The organism is Vagococcus fluvialis (assembly GCF_003337315.1).
Taxonomy (GTDB): Bacteria; Bacillota; Bacilli; order Lactobacillales; family Vagococcaceae; genus Vagococcus; species Vagococcus fluvialis.
The window spans coordinates 154,787-171,052 of sequence record NZ_QPJV01000002.1 but is presented as its reverse complement, the minus strand read 5'-3'; the positions used below and the strand labels follow the sequence as shown (position 1 = coordinate 171,052).

Here is a 16,266-nt window from a genome sequence, read left to right as displayed (position 1 = left end):
CTCTCCTATTCAAATGTCATAACAAAAGATAATTCAAAATCTTCAAATTTCGCTTTATCTTTTTCGTATTGTTCTTGTCCACAGCTATTGCTACCTAAACCTGAATGAATAGCATCAATAGTCACAAAAGTATCTCCACCTCGTTCTAACTCATCCGTGTGTTTCGCTTTCTCTAACTGCATTCTTGAGTAATCATGACTTGTAAAAGTTACAGGTGTATCAAAATCAAAACGAACTTTTTTCCCCGTTAATGACGTTAATTCACTCCAATTAACCTCTGTTCTAGCTCCGTTTTCTTGAGGATAAATATAATCTGTATGCATTTCCTCTACTTTTTTATTGAAAATACCCATATAACTAGCCGCATAACTATCACGGTAACTTTCTCCAGGACCATTACCATACCAACTAACCGCTTCAAAAGAGTTATCAAAAACTAAATCAAAACCAATTCTTGGTAACATTTCAGGAACACTATCGCCTCTTAATTTGGTTTCTCCTTTGAAAGTAACCTTCAAGCAACCATCAGACTCAAATACAAATTTTTCTTCAATTCTGTATCCCCAGTTTTGATTAGTTGAACTTGCGTATTGTACTACTTTGATTTCTATTGAATTTATTTTTTCTACTATTTCAAAGCTTTCTAATTGCTCCACAACTTGATGTAAGAAGTAGGTTTCTTTCCACGCATCAACTTTGTACATATCATTATCAATCGGAGCTCTCCATAATGTAAAATCAAAACCAGATTTTAATAATTCTTTACCAGCTTCAACAATTGATTCTAATTTTCCAGTAATCTCATTAAAGATAAACTCTCTTTCTCCTGAATGCACAACTACCTTTGGATATGCTTTCTCCACTTTCAACTCTACTTGAGCACTTAATTCTTTAGTTGCTATTATTTTTTTGACTAAAAATTGATTATGAGAAATTTCAACTTTTCCAATTTGAGGAATTTCTTTAGTAAATTGGATATTTAAATAAATATCGGCATTACCTACTAATTCAGGCAGTTTTATTTCTATATCTTGATTAGTTTGCGGAGGAATAGACGGGAGAATTAACTCTTCTTGAATTAAATTTTCTTGTCCAGACACAAATTGATAAGTCAGTTTTACACCTTCTAAATCAGCGAAATCATACAAGTTTTTAATATTTAAAATACCATCATGATAATCTACTTCAACAGGAGCAATAATTTGCTTATACTCAGCCATGGCCGGTGAAGGAACTCGATTTGGCATTAACAAACCATCAATACAGAAATTACTATTATTCGGCGTATCCCCATAGTCACCGCCATAAAAATAAGTAACTCCTCCATTTCTTTCTTTTTGGATACCATGATCATACCATTCCCAAATAAACCCACCTTGCAAACGATCATAGCGACGCATCACTTCTTGATACTCTCTCAAACCACCAGGGCCATTTCCCATAGCATGCCCATATTCACAGTGGATATGAGGTTTTTGTCCCTCAGTATCTCTTCCGATTTTTATCAGATTCTCTAGACGTGAATACATAGTTGAGTAAACATCACTATAAGCAACTTGACGGTCTCCCTCATAGTGAATTGGACGAGTATCTATTTTCTTAATAGCTTGATACATCTCAGCAAAATTTTGACCTGCTCCTGACTCATTACCTAGTGACCACATAATAATAGATGGGTGGTTAAAATCACGTTGCACCATTCGAACGCCTCTATCAACATATGCTTTCGTCCATTTAGAATTATCACTAATCCAGTTATAATCACCAGTATTTTCAAATCCGTGACATTCTAAATCAGCCTCGTCAATAACATATAAACCATATTTATCACATAAATCATAAAATTCTTTTTTACTTGGATAATGTGATGTTCTTACAGCATTCATGTTATGTTTTTTCATTAAACGAATGTCATCTTCCATAATTTCTAAAGTAGTGGTCATTCCACCTGTTGGCATAAAATCATGTCGGTTAACACCATTAATAAAAATAGTTTCTCCATTAACTTTTAACTGATTATCTTTTATTTCAACTGTTCTGAAACCAACTTTAAAAGGAATATATTCTGTTGTATTTTGCCCAATCACTTCTAATATTAAAGTGTATAAGTGAGGTGTCTCAGCATTCCACTTTTTAGGAGATTCTATTAACGTTTGACTTTGATTATTTTCAAATTGATTAAGCTCTATCATAGGCGTTTGGCCTTCATAGAGAGTTCCTTTTACTAATAAATTATTGGTGTTTTTTAAAGAGACAGATAAGGTGAAATTTTCATATTTTTCATCTGCTAAAGTTTCAATACGAATATCTTCCACATCATCAACAGAAACTTCATACAAACTGACGTCTCTAAATATTCCTGACAACCACCACATATCTTGATCTTCTAAATATGTACCATCAGACCATTTTAAAACTTTTACAATAATATCATTGTCCTCTTTTAAGAATGAGGTTACATCAAAAACAGTTTCCATACGACTACCTTTATTAGAACCTACAAACTCACCATTAATAAAGCATTCATAATAAGAACTTACTCCCTCAAATAATAGGTGAACTTTTTTTCCTTCTTTCACATCGTAAGAAAACTCTCTGTAATAAACACCAGTTGGATTCTCAGTTGGAACAAAAGGCGGATTAATAGGAATCGGATATAAAACATCTGTATAGTGCATATGATCATATCCTTGAGTCTGCCAAGTTGAAGGTACTGGAATCAGTGGGTTATCTTTCATACGACTAGCTAATTCAGTGATATTTTTCGACACTAATTCTGGGTAAGGATACAACTCAAAATGCCAGTCCCCATTTAAATTAAGAAATCCCTTTTTCTTATCATTATTATTAAAAAAAGCCTTATCTAAATTGTCAAATCGATTAAAGGAAGTAGATGGGGTTAATTTATTTTCTCCAAGTATATTTGGATTTTCCCATGTCTTCATTTCTCTCATCACAAATTACCTACTTTCACGATATAATATATTATTTAACTGCTCCACTAACGCCTTCAATAATGTATTTTTGAGCAAAGAAGAACGCAATAACAGGTGGAATAATCATTAAAATAGTGATACACATAATTGGTATAATATTTAAATCATTCACACCTTTAAAAGAAGCCAAACCTAGTGCTAATGTATATTTACTTCTATCTTGTAAGAAAATTAATGGTCCTAGATAATCATTCCAAACCGTTAACATATTTAAAATCCCAATTAAAAACAATGGTGCTTTCATGATTGGAAAGAAAATACGAGCATAAATTTGAAAATCATTAGCCCCATCAATTCGAGCTGCGTTTTCAATATCTGTTGGAATATTCATTAAAAATTGTCTCAATAAGAAAATATAATATGGAGAACCAAAAAACGCTGGTACAATTAAAGGTTTTAAGGTATTAATCCAATGAATTTTATTGAATAACATATACTGAGGAATCATTGTTACGTCCCAAGGTAACATCATAGAAGCAAGTAACAACATAAATAAAAAGTTTTTAAATTTAAAATCATATCTAGCAAAGCCAAAAGCAATTAATGAACAAGAGATGACCTGTCCAATAGTTGTCAGAACTGTAACTAAAATAGAGTTTTTAAAATAAATACCAAAGGGTTGTGAATTCCAAGCATCTGCAAAGTTTTTCCATTGAGCAGCTCTTGGAACAAAAGTTGGAGGATAGCTATTAACTTCCGCAGGGGATTTTAACGCTGTAATAAGCATCCAAAGAAAAGGTGCCATGAAATAAGCTGAAAACAATATTAAACATAGATACGTTAACATTTTATGACTTTTTGATAGTTTCATATTATTTCTTTCCTTTCTTTTTCTTCTTCTTACTTTGACTCTTCACTTCTGCTTCATAAAATACCCATGCATCTGATGATTTAAAAATAATAGCAGTTAGAGCCAAAATAACTAAGAACATAATCCAAGCATTAGCACTTGCATATCCTAGGCGTTGATGTTTAAAGGCATTTTCAAATACATATAATCCGTAAAAATAGGTAGATTTAAGCGGTCCGCCTTTTGTTAATAAAATAACCAATGTTAACTGCTGCAAGGCAGTAATAGTTGACGTAATTAAATTAAATAAAATTGTTGGCGTAATAATCGGAATGGTAATTGAAAAAAATTGTTTCAATGGAGAAGCCCCATCAATAACTGCTGCCTCGTAATAATCTTGAGGAATACTTTTAATATTTGTATAGAAAATCAACATCATTGAACCAACACCCCAAGCACTAGCTACTACTACTGCGATAATTGCCCACTTAGGATCAACTAACCATTTAGGTCCCTCAACACCTATTAATTTCAACAGGTAATTTAGAATTCCATACTTAGTATTAAATATCCAACCCCAAATAATAGAAATTGCTACTCCTGAAATAACAGAAGGCAAATAAAAAATTGTTCTAAAAATTTTAACACCCTTAACATGTTGTGTTAAAAGCATGGCTAAAATTAAGGCAATAATCATATTTAAAGGTACAAAAATAAGCGCAAATTTAAAGGTTAGAATAATTGATTTATAAAATTGTGGGTCTTTAGTAAACATATTTATATAATTTTGAAAACCAACAAAAACTGGTTCTCTTGTTACTGGCCAATCATGTAAACTCATAAACAACGAAAACACTAAAGGTCCTAAGGTAAAGGCTAAGAACCCTATAATCCAAGGGGAAATAAATAAGTAAGGTGCCCATTTTTTTAAGTCTCTTTTTTTCTTGGGCGCAATCTTTTGTCCTGATTCCACTCGTTTCAACCTCCAATAGTTTAAAGAGTAGTGAAATATCCCGTCCCACTACTCTATTTTTTCTTATTTATATTTATTTGTAACTTCTTTTAAAACTGTTTCTGGGTTTTCTAGTGTACTTGGATTGAAGATTCTTTCAAAGGACAATGATAAGTCTGATGAAATATCACTCCAACCTTCTGCTTTAAATGAACTTGGTGTAAACTTGTCGCTCTTTTGTAGCATTTTATAAAACACACCTTTGAATTCATCATTTTCTAAATCATGTTTATCCACTACTGATTTTAGAACAGGTAATTCATACTCTAAACGATATTCGTTTGCTTCTTCATTTGTCCAAAACTTAATAAATTCAAAAGCGGCTTCTTTATTTTTAGAGTCTTTAGAAATCGCTAATCCTGAAGAACTCAAGATACTTGCACCTTCATTTCCGTTACGACTTGGTATCTCTGCTAAACCGTAATTGATTCCCGCATCTTTTAACGTGTTTAGTCCCCAAGAACCGTATACATACATTCCAACTTTACCTGATTCCATTTCTGTTGTTCCGCTACCTTCTGTGGCAATCGCTGATTCATTCTTCAACATTTTTTGGAAGCTATCAAATACTTCAATCGTTTGTTTACTATCTAATTGACCTGCCAATTTCCCTTTGTCATCAGTAAAGCTTCCCTTATTTCCCCAGGCAAACATTTCAAAGTCATAAGGATCAGGTTTACCAGGTAAAGCAAAACCAGTATCTCCTGTATTTGAATCAGTAATTTTTTCTGCCATTTTTTCTAAATCATCCCACGTCCAGCCCTCTTTTGGGTAATCTATTTTTTTAGCATCAAATAAATCTTTATTATAATAAACTGCATGAGTTGTAAATCCGATTGGAATACCATAAGTTTTGCCATCTATAGAATTGTAATTCCATAAGGTTTCATAAAAATTACCTTTATATTCAGCACCTTCATTTTCAATCAATGTATCTAAAGGTTCTAAGGCATCTTTATAATGTGGGAAATTCCACATATACATAACATCCGGTGCGTCTCCTGCACCAATACCTGCAGAAATTTTAGTATCATACTCACCACCATAAGCTTCTAAAGTGACATTTATTTTATCTTGAGACTCATTAAATTTATCAACTAATTTTTGTTGGTTATCTAAATCTTTTTCACTATCCCAAGTTGAAAATCGAATATTAACCTTACCATCATCCTTACCAGAACTCTTTTCACCATTTGAACAACCAGTAATAAATAAACCTGTTAATAACACTACCGACATCAATAACATATTCCTTCTTTTCATGTTAAAACTCCTTTTTGTTTATTTTTACCTATCATACGATACGTTTTAGTAAATGTAAACGTTTTATGTAATAATTTTACTAAATTAAATATCAAATAAAGTTTTAACCACTGAGAATAAAAGGATTTATTGAATTTATTTGTTATAAAAAATCCACTTTTTTTAATTGTGTTTGTTCACTAAAAAAGTACCTATATCAACGATTAAGGTAATACAAACTTATATTTTTCACTATTTCCTTATATTTTTTCATATTATCTTCTTTAATATTGAAAATAATTTAGTAAATAAAAAAAGATAAACAAAAATGTTTATCTTTTTTAACTATTCAATTATTTAATTAAACGCTGCACTATACATTAGTACTCCTTGGCTAGATTCTAAGCCACCTTTTGTCATCTCTTTTATCAAAAAATACTCACTAGGAACTTCAAAAGGAGCTTTAATGCCAAAATAAGCAGCTTCTTCGTAACCAAATCGACTATAGTAAGAAGGACTCCCTAAGATACTAATAAATGAATACTGATTAGCGACTTTTTCTTCCAAAACTTTTATTAACTTGCTACCGATACCTTTTCCTTGATGAGTAGGTAACACAGATACTTGTGCTAATACTAAACCTTTGTTAATAACTTCTTTTGTTTCATTTTGAATCACTGCTTGACTAAGTAAAGCGTGTCCGACTATGTTATCCTCAATAACTTCAACTAGCTCTAATTCTTTTAAATAGGTGTCCTCTACTCTGATTTTCTCTACTAGCTCAGCTTCATTTTGGTAACCATATTCACTACCTGAAAAAGCTTCAACAATAAGTTTTTCAACAGTTTTATAATCATTTACAGTTATTTCTCTAATCATTTTAATCTCGTCACCTTTTTCATTTCAAATAGTGGTTCAATTATAGCATAGTGATTATTTTAATTAATCACAACCCTATCGATTTTACTTCTATCTTTTCTAGTAAAGGTGATAACAATTCTATCAAACTATTCTTTGAACCATTTACAAAAGAAAAATCCAATATTATTACATTTACAGGATACAAAAATGGTTGGATTCAGGAAAGAGCTAAGCTGCCAATCACACTTGAAATGGCTCAATTACAGGATTCAGCTGCCCCTCATCAAGCAGGGATGATTCACTTATTACTAAACTTTTTAGCTACTAGGCTTCCTAGAAAAAACTAATAATCATCGAAACATATATGCATAAAAAAACAAAAGAGACCTGGTTTTTTTCCAAGTCTCTTTCATTTTCATTTTTTCCATTTGGAAACAGTTTCTTGATTGGCTTCAATCCAGATTTTAGCTGCTTCTTCTGGTGTTTTACCATCATTTATATCTAGCATAACTGACTCAATGTCATCTACTGTCCACTTAAAGTTATCTAGAACATGATAAACTTCTGGCATATCATCTTTCAAGCCAGTACGTGCCATTGTTTGAATTGTTTCAGCCTCACCCATTGTTTTTTTAGGGTCTTCTAAATATTTCAAATCATATTTTGAGAACTTCCAGTGAGGTGACCATCCTGTAACAACGATTGGTTCTTTATTTTTTATTGCTTGATCAAGGGCAACAACCATTGCTCCTGATGATGATGATTGAAGTTGCCAATCATTTAAATTTGGATATGCTTTTAATGTATCTTCAGCTAAAGTCATTGTACCAGCACCTGGTTCAATTCCTGTAATTACTTTACCTGCTTCATCTGTTAAGTCTTCAATACTATTAACATCCATATAGCTTGGTACAACAAATCCTAATTTAGCACCTTCCAAGTTGACACCTAAAGGCTCTATAGATGATTTATATTGATTTAATTGTGACTCATGAGTTTTTGGTAACCACGCTGACACCATGGCGTCAGATTCACCACTAGAAACAGATTCCCACATAATGGCATTATCTAAGGGTGTTGTATTTACTTTATAACCCATTTGACGTAATACTTCTGCCACAACATTTGTTGAGGCTACTTCTGAATCCCATTCAACGTAAGCTAAGTTAACAACTCCTTTACTTTCTTCTTTTGAAAGTAAAGAACTAATTCCTAAGCCACCAAAGATTAATAAAACAATTGATGTGATACCAATTATTTTTTTCTTTGGACTTACTTTACTAACTTCTTTTTCTTTTAATTCTTTTGGTTTGTTAATATATTGAGTAAATCGGTCAACAATAATAGCTAAGATAACTAATGCTACCCCGTTTACAAAACCATTTCCTACTTGAGCTCTTTGTAAGGCTGATAAAACTCCACGACCTAAACCAGGAGCACCAATCATTGAGGCTGTTACTACCATTGATAGTGACAACATAGTAGTTTGGTTAATCCCTGCTAAGATTGTACTTTTAGCTAAAGGTAATTCTAATTTAAATAATTTTTGCCAACCTGTTCCACCAAATGAATCCGACGCTTCTACTAATTCAGTAGGTACTTGTCTAATCCCTAAATTAGTAAAACGAACTGTTGGCGGTAAAGCAAAGATGACTGAAGCAAAAACCCCTGGTACCATTCCAATACCAAAGAAAGCAACAGCCGGAATTAAATACACAAAACCTGGCATCGTCTGCATAAAATCAAGAATTGGCGTAATAATTTTTTGAGCTGTTTCACTTTTAGCCATTAAAATCCCTAAAGGAACACCAATTACAATTGAAACCACACTGGAAATTAATACCAACGTTAAGGTACTCATTAAATCTGACCATAATCCTTGATTATAAATAAAGAGTAGACCAACTAAAGTAAATGTTGGTAATCCCCATTTTCTGTTTGAGATAAAATAGGCTGCTAAAGTAATTAAGGCAATAAATAATAATGGTGGGACAACTAATAAGCCCTTTGTAATACCATCCATTAAAGACTGTCCAATTGATTGAATAAAGGAGAACAGACCTGCAAATGTATTAGTCATCCAATCAGTTAATGACTCTACCCAATCAGCTACTGGCAATTGACCTATAAATAAATAACTAGGCATTTAAAACTTCCTCCTCTTCATTAAAATCAGTCGTTCCAGCTAAAGCTTCAATAACTCGTCCTCTAATAACTACTCCTAAAAGACGGTCATTTTCAACAACTGCAAGAGGCATGGGTGAATCATAAATAACATTGAAGATATCACTAACTAGCATATCTTTAGGAATCGTATTGATTTCTTCAGTCATGACTTCTTTTAATGATAAACCTCGTTTTCTAGCTCTGTGAGCTTCATCAGCTGTGATGTACCCTCTTAGTTGACGTTTTTTATCAACAGCTAAAAGCATACTAACTTCTTCTGTCTTCATACGTTGTAAAGCAACCATTGGACCATCTAACTCGATATTCGTTGTTAGAGCTGGAACCATAATATTACTTGCTGTTAACACTTTTGATCTATCTACATCTTCCACAAATTCTCGTACGTAATCATTAGCAGGATTTGTTAAAATTTCTTCTCCTGTTCCGATTTGCATAATTTGACCATCTTTCATTAGAGCAATTCTATCTCCAATTCTTAATGCCTCATTTAAATCATGAGTAATAAAAATAATTGTTTTTTGGACGTTTGCTTGAAGATCGATTAACTCATCTTGCATCTCTCTTCTAATTAGAGGATCAAGAGCTGAGAAGGCTTCATCCATTAATAAAATTTCTGGGTCATTGGCTAAAGCTCTTGCTAGACCAACACGTTGTTGCATACCACCAGATAATTGACCTGGATATTGGTCTTTAAAAGCGATTAAGCCAGAGTTTTCTAAAGCTTTTTCTGCTAACGCTGTTCTTTCTTCTTTAGAAACACCACGAACTTCTAATCCAAATTCGGTATTTTCTAAAATAGTTCGATGAGGGAATAAACCAAAGTTTTGGAATACCATACTCATTTTACGACGTCTAACTTCTCTTAACTCATCTTTGTCCATTTTGGCAATATCTTTGCCATCAATATATATATCACCTGAAGTTGGTTCAATTAAACGATTAATTAATCGAATTAAAGTTGATTTCCCACTTCCAGATAATCCCATAATAACGAAGATCTCTCCTTCGTTCACATCAAAGTTGGCGTCATAAACCCCAACTGTTGCGCCTGTTTTCTCAACTATTTCCGTTTTTGGGCGGCCTTCTTGTACCATTTTCAAAGCGGCCTGACTTCGTTTTCCAAAAACTTTGGTTAGGTGTTTAACTTGCACTTTTACCATGTCATTCGCTCCTTTTTTGTAAATTCTTGTTATTTTCTGAAAAAATAAGTGACCACACTATGTTATCATCGTGTGGTCACTTTGTCAAAATTAATCCACAAAAAAAGAAATCACAAAAATTCAAAAAGCAATTTCTGTGATTTCTTTCTTATTTTCTTGAAACTAAATATCTTAGCTTCAACTTTAATGATCTTTATTTGGATAAAAGAAGTTCGTCATTCTTTGTGTGGCAAATTCATTCCCAATAAAATAGACAGTGTCTCCAGCATTTAAAACTGCGTACGGCCCTGGAGATAAAACTAATTCTTCCTTATGCAAAATAGCAATAACCGTAGCACTAGTTTCATGCCATAAATTCAAATCTGATATTGATGTGTTTAAGTGCTCTGCCTCTTCTGTAATAACTAGCTCAGATGGCAGCATAGGATTAACTTTATTTAATTTAACGGTTTGTGAAACTAACTGGTCAACTTGTTTAGTAAAATCCATCAATTCTTGTTTCTGTCTTGCTAAACTATTAAACAAATCATTTTTAATCTCTTCTATAGACTGCACATCTTTATATTGCTCTAAGTAAGTCACAGCTTTACTTTTTGATGCTACAAAAACACCACTGCCATGTTTAACTTCCATAATATTTAAATCCACTAAAATATTAACTGCTTTGCGTGCCGTTTCAGGAGAAACACCAAAAGTTGTCGCTAAAGTTGATCTGGCATGAATTTTATCCCCAACTTGATAGCGATTATCAACAATTCTTTCTGCAATTTCAATGGCGATTTGTTGATATCTAGGTAATCTAGTGATTTTCTTTTCACTCATTTTTTGGCCTCCTTTTTCACATTAATTCCATCCTACTAAAAACTATTTTAAAATGCAAAACCTATTTAGCTTAATTGAAAATGGGATTTAATTTTCTGACTAACCTCAACTGGTGACAGATTTGTATTATCTATTTTTAAGCACTGAATTCCCAGTGGTTCAAAGGTTTCTTTTAACTGATTTTCTTTACTCTCTAATTGATGCGTCTCAAAACTTGTTAGTAGTTCATTTTCTGAAAAATCTAGGTCACGTTTTGATGGCTTTGCAGCTAAACGGTCTGCATGTTTATTTCTTTCTAGACGTATTTTGATATCAGATACTAACTCAACAAAATAAACATCTTCCTGAGCGTCTTTAAAAATAGCGGCAATATCTTTTAAAAACTGAATATCATCTTCTTGGTTAAAAGCAACTAGCACTGTAAAAATAATTGATTCAGTAGTATTTTCACCTTTATTTAAAACAAAGGCTTTGAAAAGTTCTTTCCTTGTTTGATCTGACAGTCCAAATGTGTAGCTATTATAGCCTAAATAATTAGCAAATATATCAATTGTCTGATGATTAAATAAAAGTTTCCCGTCTATTTGTTTTTCCAACTCTTTTCCAACAGTCATCTTACCTGTTGCCTGTGCTCCAATCAATACAATTAAAGACATTTTCATACCACCTTTCTTTTTACAAAACACCTATTTTTAAGTAATTAGATACTAATTTAACTCATATTCCTTTTCTTTGTCAATGATATTTCAATTTCGATAACAAAATAAAATACAAAATACTATTTCTTATAAAACAAGGTTTTCATTACTCATTTTTTTATTAGTATGTTACAATTTTTGTATAATAAAAAATAATTATAGATGGGAACTGATTGTTATGAAAACAAGTACAAAAATTGGTATTGGATTTAGTATTGCAACAATAGCTGGTGTTTATGCTGCTGTGACTTTCTCAGAAAAAATTATTGAAAAATTTGAACACGAAGCAACTCGCTATAAAACTAAAAAAATTGTTAACGAGAAGTTTGGTGGAAATGATAAATTGCTAGACGTTGTAGAAGATTTATCTGATAGTGAATTAGAAGCCATTGGTCAAGTTGTAACAGAAATAAAAGATGGCCGAAAAAAAATTAATAACTTAGGCGAAAAAATAAAAAGCAGTACTGAAAGCTTTTTAGAAAACTTATAAAAATTACTTTAATAAAAAAAGCTCCCAGAAATTTTCTGAGAGCTTTTTGTTTTATTCTTTTTCCTTTTTTTCTTTCACTTTTACCTCATCAGGTAAAATAAATTCTGTATTTCCAGAATTTAGAGCTTTTAGTGATTCTTTATTGAAATTTTCTTTTAGAATCAATTCACTCTCAACAATTTTTTCTGACTCATTTACAGGAACAGGTGGATTAGGTATATAAGGATTATCATTTGCCATAAAAATACCTCTCTTCTTTTTTATTCTCCTTTTATTATAACATGTTAAAAAATTTAAATAAATTTATCTTTACACATAGAACGTTTGTTCTTATAATATTAAAAAAGCCTACTGGAGGAACTCATTTTGTCACAATTAAAAGCTGTTTACACGAAAGAGTTTTTATCTGATTTCGCTAATCAGGTAGCTACTTATCAATCTAGTTTCAATACAACTTCATTTGTAGAAGATATTTTAGCAGGTACTTGGGATGACTTATCTCTAAGAGAGAGAATGAAAAAAATTGCTACTACATTAGAATATTATTTAGTAGGAAGCTATGAAGAACAGTTACCTATTATTTTAAAATTACATGAAAAAAATAGAGGCTTTAACTATCTATTTTTACCAGATTTTGTCAGTTTATTTGGATTAGATAAAAAACATTTTGATTTATCATTAGGCTACTTAAAACAATTAACGCCTTACTCTTCTTCTGAGTTTGCTATTAGAGAATTTATTTTAATGGATTATCAAGCTATTTTTGATTTGCTTTTAGAATGGAGTTTAGATACTAATGAGCATGTTAGAAGATTAGCTTCTGAGGGTAGTCGTCCTGTGTTACCTTGGGGTGTCAAATTAAATTTATTTGATGAATTTCCCGATTTCTCTCTACCAATTCTTGAAAACTTAAAAAATGATCCGTCATTATATGTTAGAAAATCTGTAGCCAATCACTTAAATGATCTTTCTAAAAAAAATCCTGATTTAGTTGTTGCTATTTCAAAAGAATGGCAACATCAATCAACTGAAACAGATTGGATAATTAAAAGAGCCAATAGAAGTTTAATCAAGCAAGCTTATCCAAAAGCTTTAGCTCTGTTTGATTACAAAGAACCAGGAACTGAATTTAGTATTATTTCAAGCACTCTAGAAACAGCACAACCAGAAGTAGCTATGGAAGAAGAATTACTTTTCACTTATCGTATTGAAACAACTATTAAAGAAAGCACTCCGATTCGCCTAGAATATGGGGTTGATTATATGAAAGCTAATGGAAAACTTGCTTTAAAAAAATTTCATATTTCTGATGGAGTAACAGATAAAAACACCTTTTCAGGAACTAAAAAAATTAGTTTTAAAGATTTAACAACTAGAAAACACTATCCCGGAGAGCACCGTATCTATCTCTTTTTAAATGGATTCAAACTAGCTGAAACATGTTTTATACTTAACAAAAAAGACTAATCTAAAATCTTAGATTAGTCTTTCATATTTATCAAACTGGGGGAATGATAAAGTTTTTAAGAAATGATAATCGGTTCCACCCAATGACCATTTAATAATAAAGTTCTTTTTTGAGGTAATCTAGCAATTAACTCTGCTGTTGAGGTGCTCTCAGTAAAGACAATATTAGCTTTTTCGCCAATTTTTAACCAAGGTGTTTGTTCTTCATTATAAACTTGGCGTCCTCTTGTTCCTAAATCAATCGTTTTAGCAATTTCTGTTTCGGTAATTTTTCCTGTTAACTGACAGAAATTGTTAATCTTTTCTAGTAAGTCACTTGAGACATAGGAACTCCAGGAATCAAAGAATCCATCACACCCAAGATAAACACTACCACCTGCTGCTCTGATTTTATCAATTGGTGGAAATGCTTTTTTCTGACCATAGGGAATTGTAGACATAATGCTCATATCGTTTTCCACAATTCGTGTGATTAACTCATCTTGTTCTGGTTCAGTTACATCTCCTAATGAAAATCCATGGCTAATAGCAGTTCTTCCTTGATAGTTATTCTCTTCAACAAGATCTAACCACGTTGAATAAGTATACGTTCCAAGATGTCCTCTGTCATGTAAGTGGATATCCACATCAGCATCAAATTCTGTGGCTAAGTTCATGACTTCATACAAAGATTTTTCCACAGCATTATCAATACCACCTGGATCTAAGCCACCAACCATGGTTGCTCCACTTCTCATAGCTTCTTTCATTAGCTCATTCATACCATCTCTTAATAAGCCATGTTGTGGAAAAGCAATTATTTCAAATGTCATTAAGTCTCTATACTTGTCCACAGCTTCTAGCACACCTTCTAGATTTTTAAGCCCAATATAGGGATCGATATTCACATGAGTTCTAATATGATTCACACCACGTCTCATCATTGAATCAATCATTTTACTTGAGCGGTCCTTTGTTGAGGCTGCAAGTAACGGCAATTCATTAGCTTCAGCTGCTAATCTTTCTTTTAAATTGCCAACAGGTATCGTCCCACGCCAACCAAGTGTCATATATGTTTTATCCAAATGATTGTGCATATCTTTTAGGGTAGGTGTTGCAAGTAAACCTTTCATATCTCGAATATTCCCATTAAAATCTGTTTTATCCATAGAACTCGTCGGGGTGATTGACTCAATAACGCCTTGTTCATCCACAATAATGGAAAAAGATTTTGTGACTGGCTGCATTAAATCAACTCGATCTTTTTCATGGGTGATTTCAAAAGTCACATTATCTAATCGTTGTCTTTTCATTACTCACCCACCTCAATTCTTTCAGTCGTTTTATACGCAACTTTTCCATTTAAAATTGTTTTTGTAATATCACGTTTTCTAGCAATTCCATGTGCTGATGTTTCTGCATCTAATAAAATAAAATCTGCTCTATCTCCAAGTTGTGGCCAGACTTTTTCACCTTCATCATTAAGCGGTGTTAAATTATCTGTAGCGTATCGCCAAATTCTACTTAATCTAAACTCATCACTTATACCAAATCTCTCAGCCAAAGTGTTCATTTTTTCAACAGTACTTCCTGTGCCAAATGGTGACCAGTGATCCATTAAACTATCATGACCTAAGGAAACTTTTACATTATTCTTAGTTAAATCAAAAACTGGCATAGTTCTACGCTGTAGTCCAATAGGAATAGTTGTCGTAACATCAATATTGTGCTCACTTAAAGTGTTCATCATTTGAGATAATGCGTCTCCCTCTAAGTCTCCTAAAGCCATAGCATGACTAATAGTTACTAAGCCTTTTTTACCCGTTTGACGTGTAAAATCAGCTAATTTATTAAATTCATATTCACCTAATGTATCTCGATTATGAAGGTGAACATCCACACCTTTATCATATTTAACAGCTAACTCAAAAATTTGGGCTAATGATTTATCTACATTTTTATCCACAGTTGAAGGATCGACACCTCCAACATGAGTTGCCCCCATTGCCATAGCCTGATCCATTAAAGGATAAACCTTCGAGCGTAACAATCCATGCTGAGGAAAAGCAACTATTTCATAAGTAATTTTATCCTCATAACTAGCTAATACTTCTTTAGTAATTTCAATATGTTTTGTGCCAATATAAGGATCTACATTACAATGACTTCTAATGTGTCTGTGACCATTTTTAATATAATATTGTACCACTGCGTGAGCTCTTTGACTAGCTGTTTCTAGCTGTCTTGGCAACAACTCACTTTCCTCTTCAAAACGAGTGAAAATTCCTTTAGTAATTGGTCTTGGTGCTTGCCAATCACCTCCAAAGTAAGTTTTATCAATATGAATATGCATCTCTCTCATAGCAGGCAAAAGTAGTTGATTATTTCCCTCAACTACTTCCATTCCTTCTGCTACTGCGATTTCTTTTTCAATTTTAACAATCTTTCCTTCATCAACTAATACATCAAATTTTTCCGTACTAGTACTTACAACAAAGTTATTAACATAATTAAAACCTGTTTCTAAGCGAATATTTTTAATTAATAACAAAAGATAAAACA

15 protein-coding genes are annotated in these 16,266 nt (G+C 32.3%); 3 read left to right on the top strand and 12 right to left on the bottom strand.

Annotated features, from left to right (window positions below; translation table 11 throughout):
• Nucleotides 1–5 precede the first annotated feature (5 nt).
• From DFR54_RS02635 to DFR54_RS02615, 5 genes are all read right to left on the bottom strand, one after another.
• Complete coding sequence (locus DFR54_RS02635) at nt 6–2,954, bottom strand: glycoside hydrolase family 2 TIM barrel-domain containing protein (RefSeq protein WP_114288798.1); 2,949 nt, start codon at nt 2,952–2,954, stop codon at nt 6–8.
• Between the two features lie 31 nt (nt 2,955–2,985).
• Nucleotides 2,986–3,807, bottom strand: coding sequence for a carbohydrate ABC transporter permease (locus tag DFR54_RS02630; RefSeq protein ID WP_086341942.1), 822 nt, complete (start codon nt 3,805–3,807; stop codon nt 2,986–2,988).
• 1 nt (nt 3,808) lies between these two features.
• Nucleotides 3,809–4,759, bottom strand: coding sequence for a carbohydrate ABC transporter permease (locus DFR54_RS02625; RefSeq protein WP_227259181.1), 951 nt, complete (start codon nt 4,757–4,759; stop codon nt 3,809–3,811).
• A gap of 63 nt (nt 4,760–4,822) precedes the next feature.
• Nucleotides 4,823–6,037, bottom strand: a complete 1,215-nt coding sequence (locus tag DFR54_RS02620) for an ABC transporter substrate-binding protein (protein ID WP_249033358.1) — start codon at nt 6,035–6,037, stop codon at nt 4,823–4,825.
• Nucleotides 6,038–6,397: 360 nt separating this feature from the next.
• The gene (locus tag DFR54_RS02615; RefSeq protein ID WP_114288796.1) at nt 6,398–6,919 is read right to left on the bottom strand and encodes a GNAT family N-acetyltransferase; all 522 of its coding nucleotides are present in this window, start codon (nt 6,917–6,919) and stop codon (nt 6,398–6,400) included.
• 50 nt (nt 6,920–6,969) lie between these two features.
• Here DFR54_RS02615 and DFR54_RS02610 point away from each other — a divergent pair, with 50 nt between their 5' ends.
• Nucleotides 6,970–7,248: a hypothetical protein gene (locus DFR54_RS02610; protein WP_114288795.1), complete on the top strand. Its 279-nt coding sequence runs from the start codon at nt 6,970–6,972 to the stop codon at nt 7,246–7,248.
• Nucleotides 7,249–7,316: 68 nt separating this feature from the next.
• Here the strand turns inward: DFR54_RS02610 and DFR54_RS02605 are convergent, their stop codons facing one another.
• From DFR54_RS02605 to DFR54_RS02590, 4 genes are all read right to left on the bottom strand, one after another.
• Complete coding sequence (locus DFR54_RS02605) at nt 7,317–9,047, bottom strand: ABC transporter permease/substrate binding protein (protein ID WP_114288794.1); 1,731 nt, start codon at nt 9,045–9,047, stop codon at nt 7,317–7,319.
• Nucleotides 9,040–10,248 (bottom strand): quaternary amine ABC transporter ATP-binding protein, encoded by a 1,209-nt coding sequence (locus tag DFR54_RS02600; protein WP_114288793.1) that lies wholly within the window; start codon nt 10,246–10,248, stop codon nt 9,040–9,042. Before DFR54_RS02600 ends, DFR54_RS02605 begins: the two co-directional genes overlap by 8 nt.
• A gap of 183 nt (nt 10,249–10,431) precedes the next feature.
• Nucleotides 10,432–11,070, bottom strand: a complete 639-nt coding sequence (locus DFR54_RS02595; RefSeq protein ID WP_086341932.1) for a GntR family transcriptional regulator — start codon at nt 11,068–11,070, stop codon at nt 10,432–10,434.
• A 65-nt stretch (nt 11,071–11,135) separates the two neighbouring features.
• Nucleotides 11,136–11,726, bottom strand: coding sequence for a P-loop nucleotide/nucleoside kinase family protein (locus DFR54_RS02590; protein WP_114288792.1), 591 nt, complete (start codon nt 11,724–11,726; stop codon nt 11,136–11,138).
• Between the two features lie 220 nt (nt 11,727–11,946).
• Between DFR54_RS02590 and DFR54_RS02585 the strand changes: the two genes are divergently transcribed.
• A complete protein-coding gene (locus DFR54_RS02585) occupies nt 11,947–12,258 on the top strand; it encodes a hypothetical protein (RefSeq protein ID WP_114288791.1) in 312 nt (103 codons plus the stop codon).
• Nucleotides 12,259–12,309: 51 nt separating this feature from the next.
• Here the strand turns inward: DFR54_RS02585 and DFR54_RS02580 are convergent, their stop codons facing one another.
• Nucleotides 12,310–12,498: a hypothetical protein gene (locus DFR54_RS02580; RefSeq protein ID WP_086341928.1), complete on the bottom strand. Its 189-nt coding sequence runs from the start codon at nt 12,496–12,498 to the stop codon at nt 12,310–12,312.
• A gap of 126 nt (nt 12,499–12,624) precedes the next feature.
• On the opposite strand from DFR54_RS02580, the gene DFR54_RS02575 reads away from it, so the two are divergent.
• Nucleotides 12,625–13,725 carry a DNA alkylation repair protein gene (locus tag DFR54_RS02575; protein ID WP_114288790.1) on the top strand — a complete coding sequence of 367 codons (1,101 nt, stop codon included), beginning with the start codon at nt 12,625–12,627 and terminating at the stop codon, nt 13,723–13,725.
• A gap of 56 nt (nt 13,726–13,781) precedes the next feature.
• Here DFR54_RS02575 and DFR54_RS02570 read toward each other — a convergent pair whose 3' ends face one another.
• Together DFR54_RS02570 and DFR54_RS02565 are read right to left on the bottom strand one after the other, a co-directional pair.
• On the bottom strand, nt 13,782–15,017 hold the full coding sequence (locus tag DFR54_RS02570; RefSeq protein ID WP_114288789.1) for an amidohydrolase family protein: 1,236 nt from the start codon (nt 15,015–15,017) through the stop codon (nt 13,782–13,784).
• Nucleotides 15,017–16,255 carry an amidohydrolase gene (locus DFR54_RS02565; protein ID WP_170126904.1) on the bottom strand — a complete coding sequence of 413 codons (1,239 nt, stop codon included), beginning with the start codon at nt 16,253–16,255 and terminating at the stop codon, nt 15,017–15,019. The genes DFR54_RS02570 and DFR54_RS02565 overlap by 1 nt, the downstream gene beginning before the upstream one ends.
• Nucleotides 16,256–16,266 lie beyond the last annotated feature (11 nt).

Bases quoted from the DNA above. Each gene is read 5' to 3' on its own strand.
- DFR54_RS02635 (WP_114288798.1), bottom strand. From the start codon at position 2,954: ATGAGAGAAATGAAGACATGGGAAAATCCAAATATACTTGGAGAAAAT.
- DFR54_RS02630 (WP_086341942.1), bottom strand. From the start codon at position 3,807: ATGAAACTATCAAAAAGTCATAAAATGTTAACGTATCTATGTTTAATA.
- DFR54_RS02620 (WP_249033358.1), bottom strand. From the start codon at position 6,037: ATGTCGGTAGTGTTATTAACAGGTTTATTTATTACTGGTTGTTCAAAT.
- DFR54_RS02615 (WP_114288796.1), bottom strand. From the start codon at position 6,919: ATGATTAGAGAAATAACTGTAAATGATTATAAAACTGTTGAAAAACTT.
- DFR54_RS02605 (WP_114288794.1), bottom strand. From the start codon at position 9,047: ATGCCTAGTTATTTATTTATAGGTCAATTGCCAGTAGCTGATTGGGTA.
- DFR54_RS02600 (WP_114288793.1), bottom strand. From the start codon at position 10,248: ATGGTAAAAGTGCAAGTTAAACACCTAACCAAAGTTTTTGGAAAACGA.
- DFR54_RS02595 (WP_086341932.1), bottom strand. From the start codon at position 11,070: ATGAGTGAAAAGAAAATCACTAGATTACCTAGATATCAACAAATCGCC.
- DFR54_RS02590 (WP_114288792.1), bottom strand. From the start codon at position 11,726: ATGTCTTTAATTGTATTGATTGGAGCACAGGCAACAGGTAAGATGACT.
- DFR54_RS02585 (WP_114288791.1), top strand. From the start codon at position 11,947: ATGAAAACAAGTACAAAAATTGGTATTGGATTTAGTATTGCAACAATA.
- DFR54_RS02580 (WP_086341928.1), bottom strand. From the start codon at position 12,498: ATGGCAAATGATAATCCTTATATACCTAATCCACCTGTTCCTGTAAAT.
- DFR54_RS02570 (WP_114288789.1), bottom strand. From the start codon at position 15,017: ATGAAAAGACAACGATTAGATAATGTGACTTTTGAAATCACCCATGAA.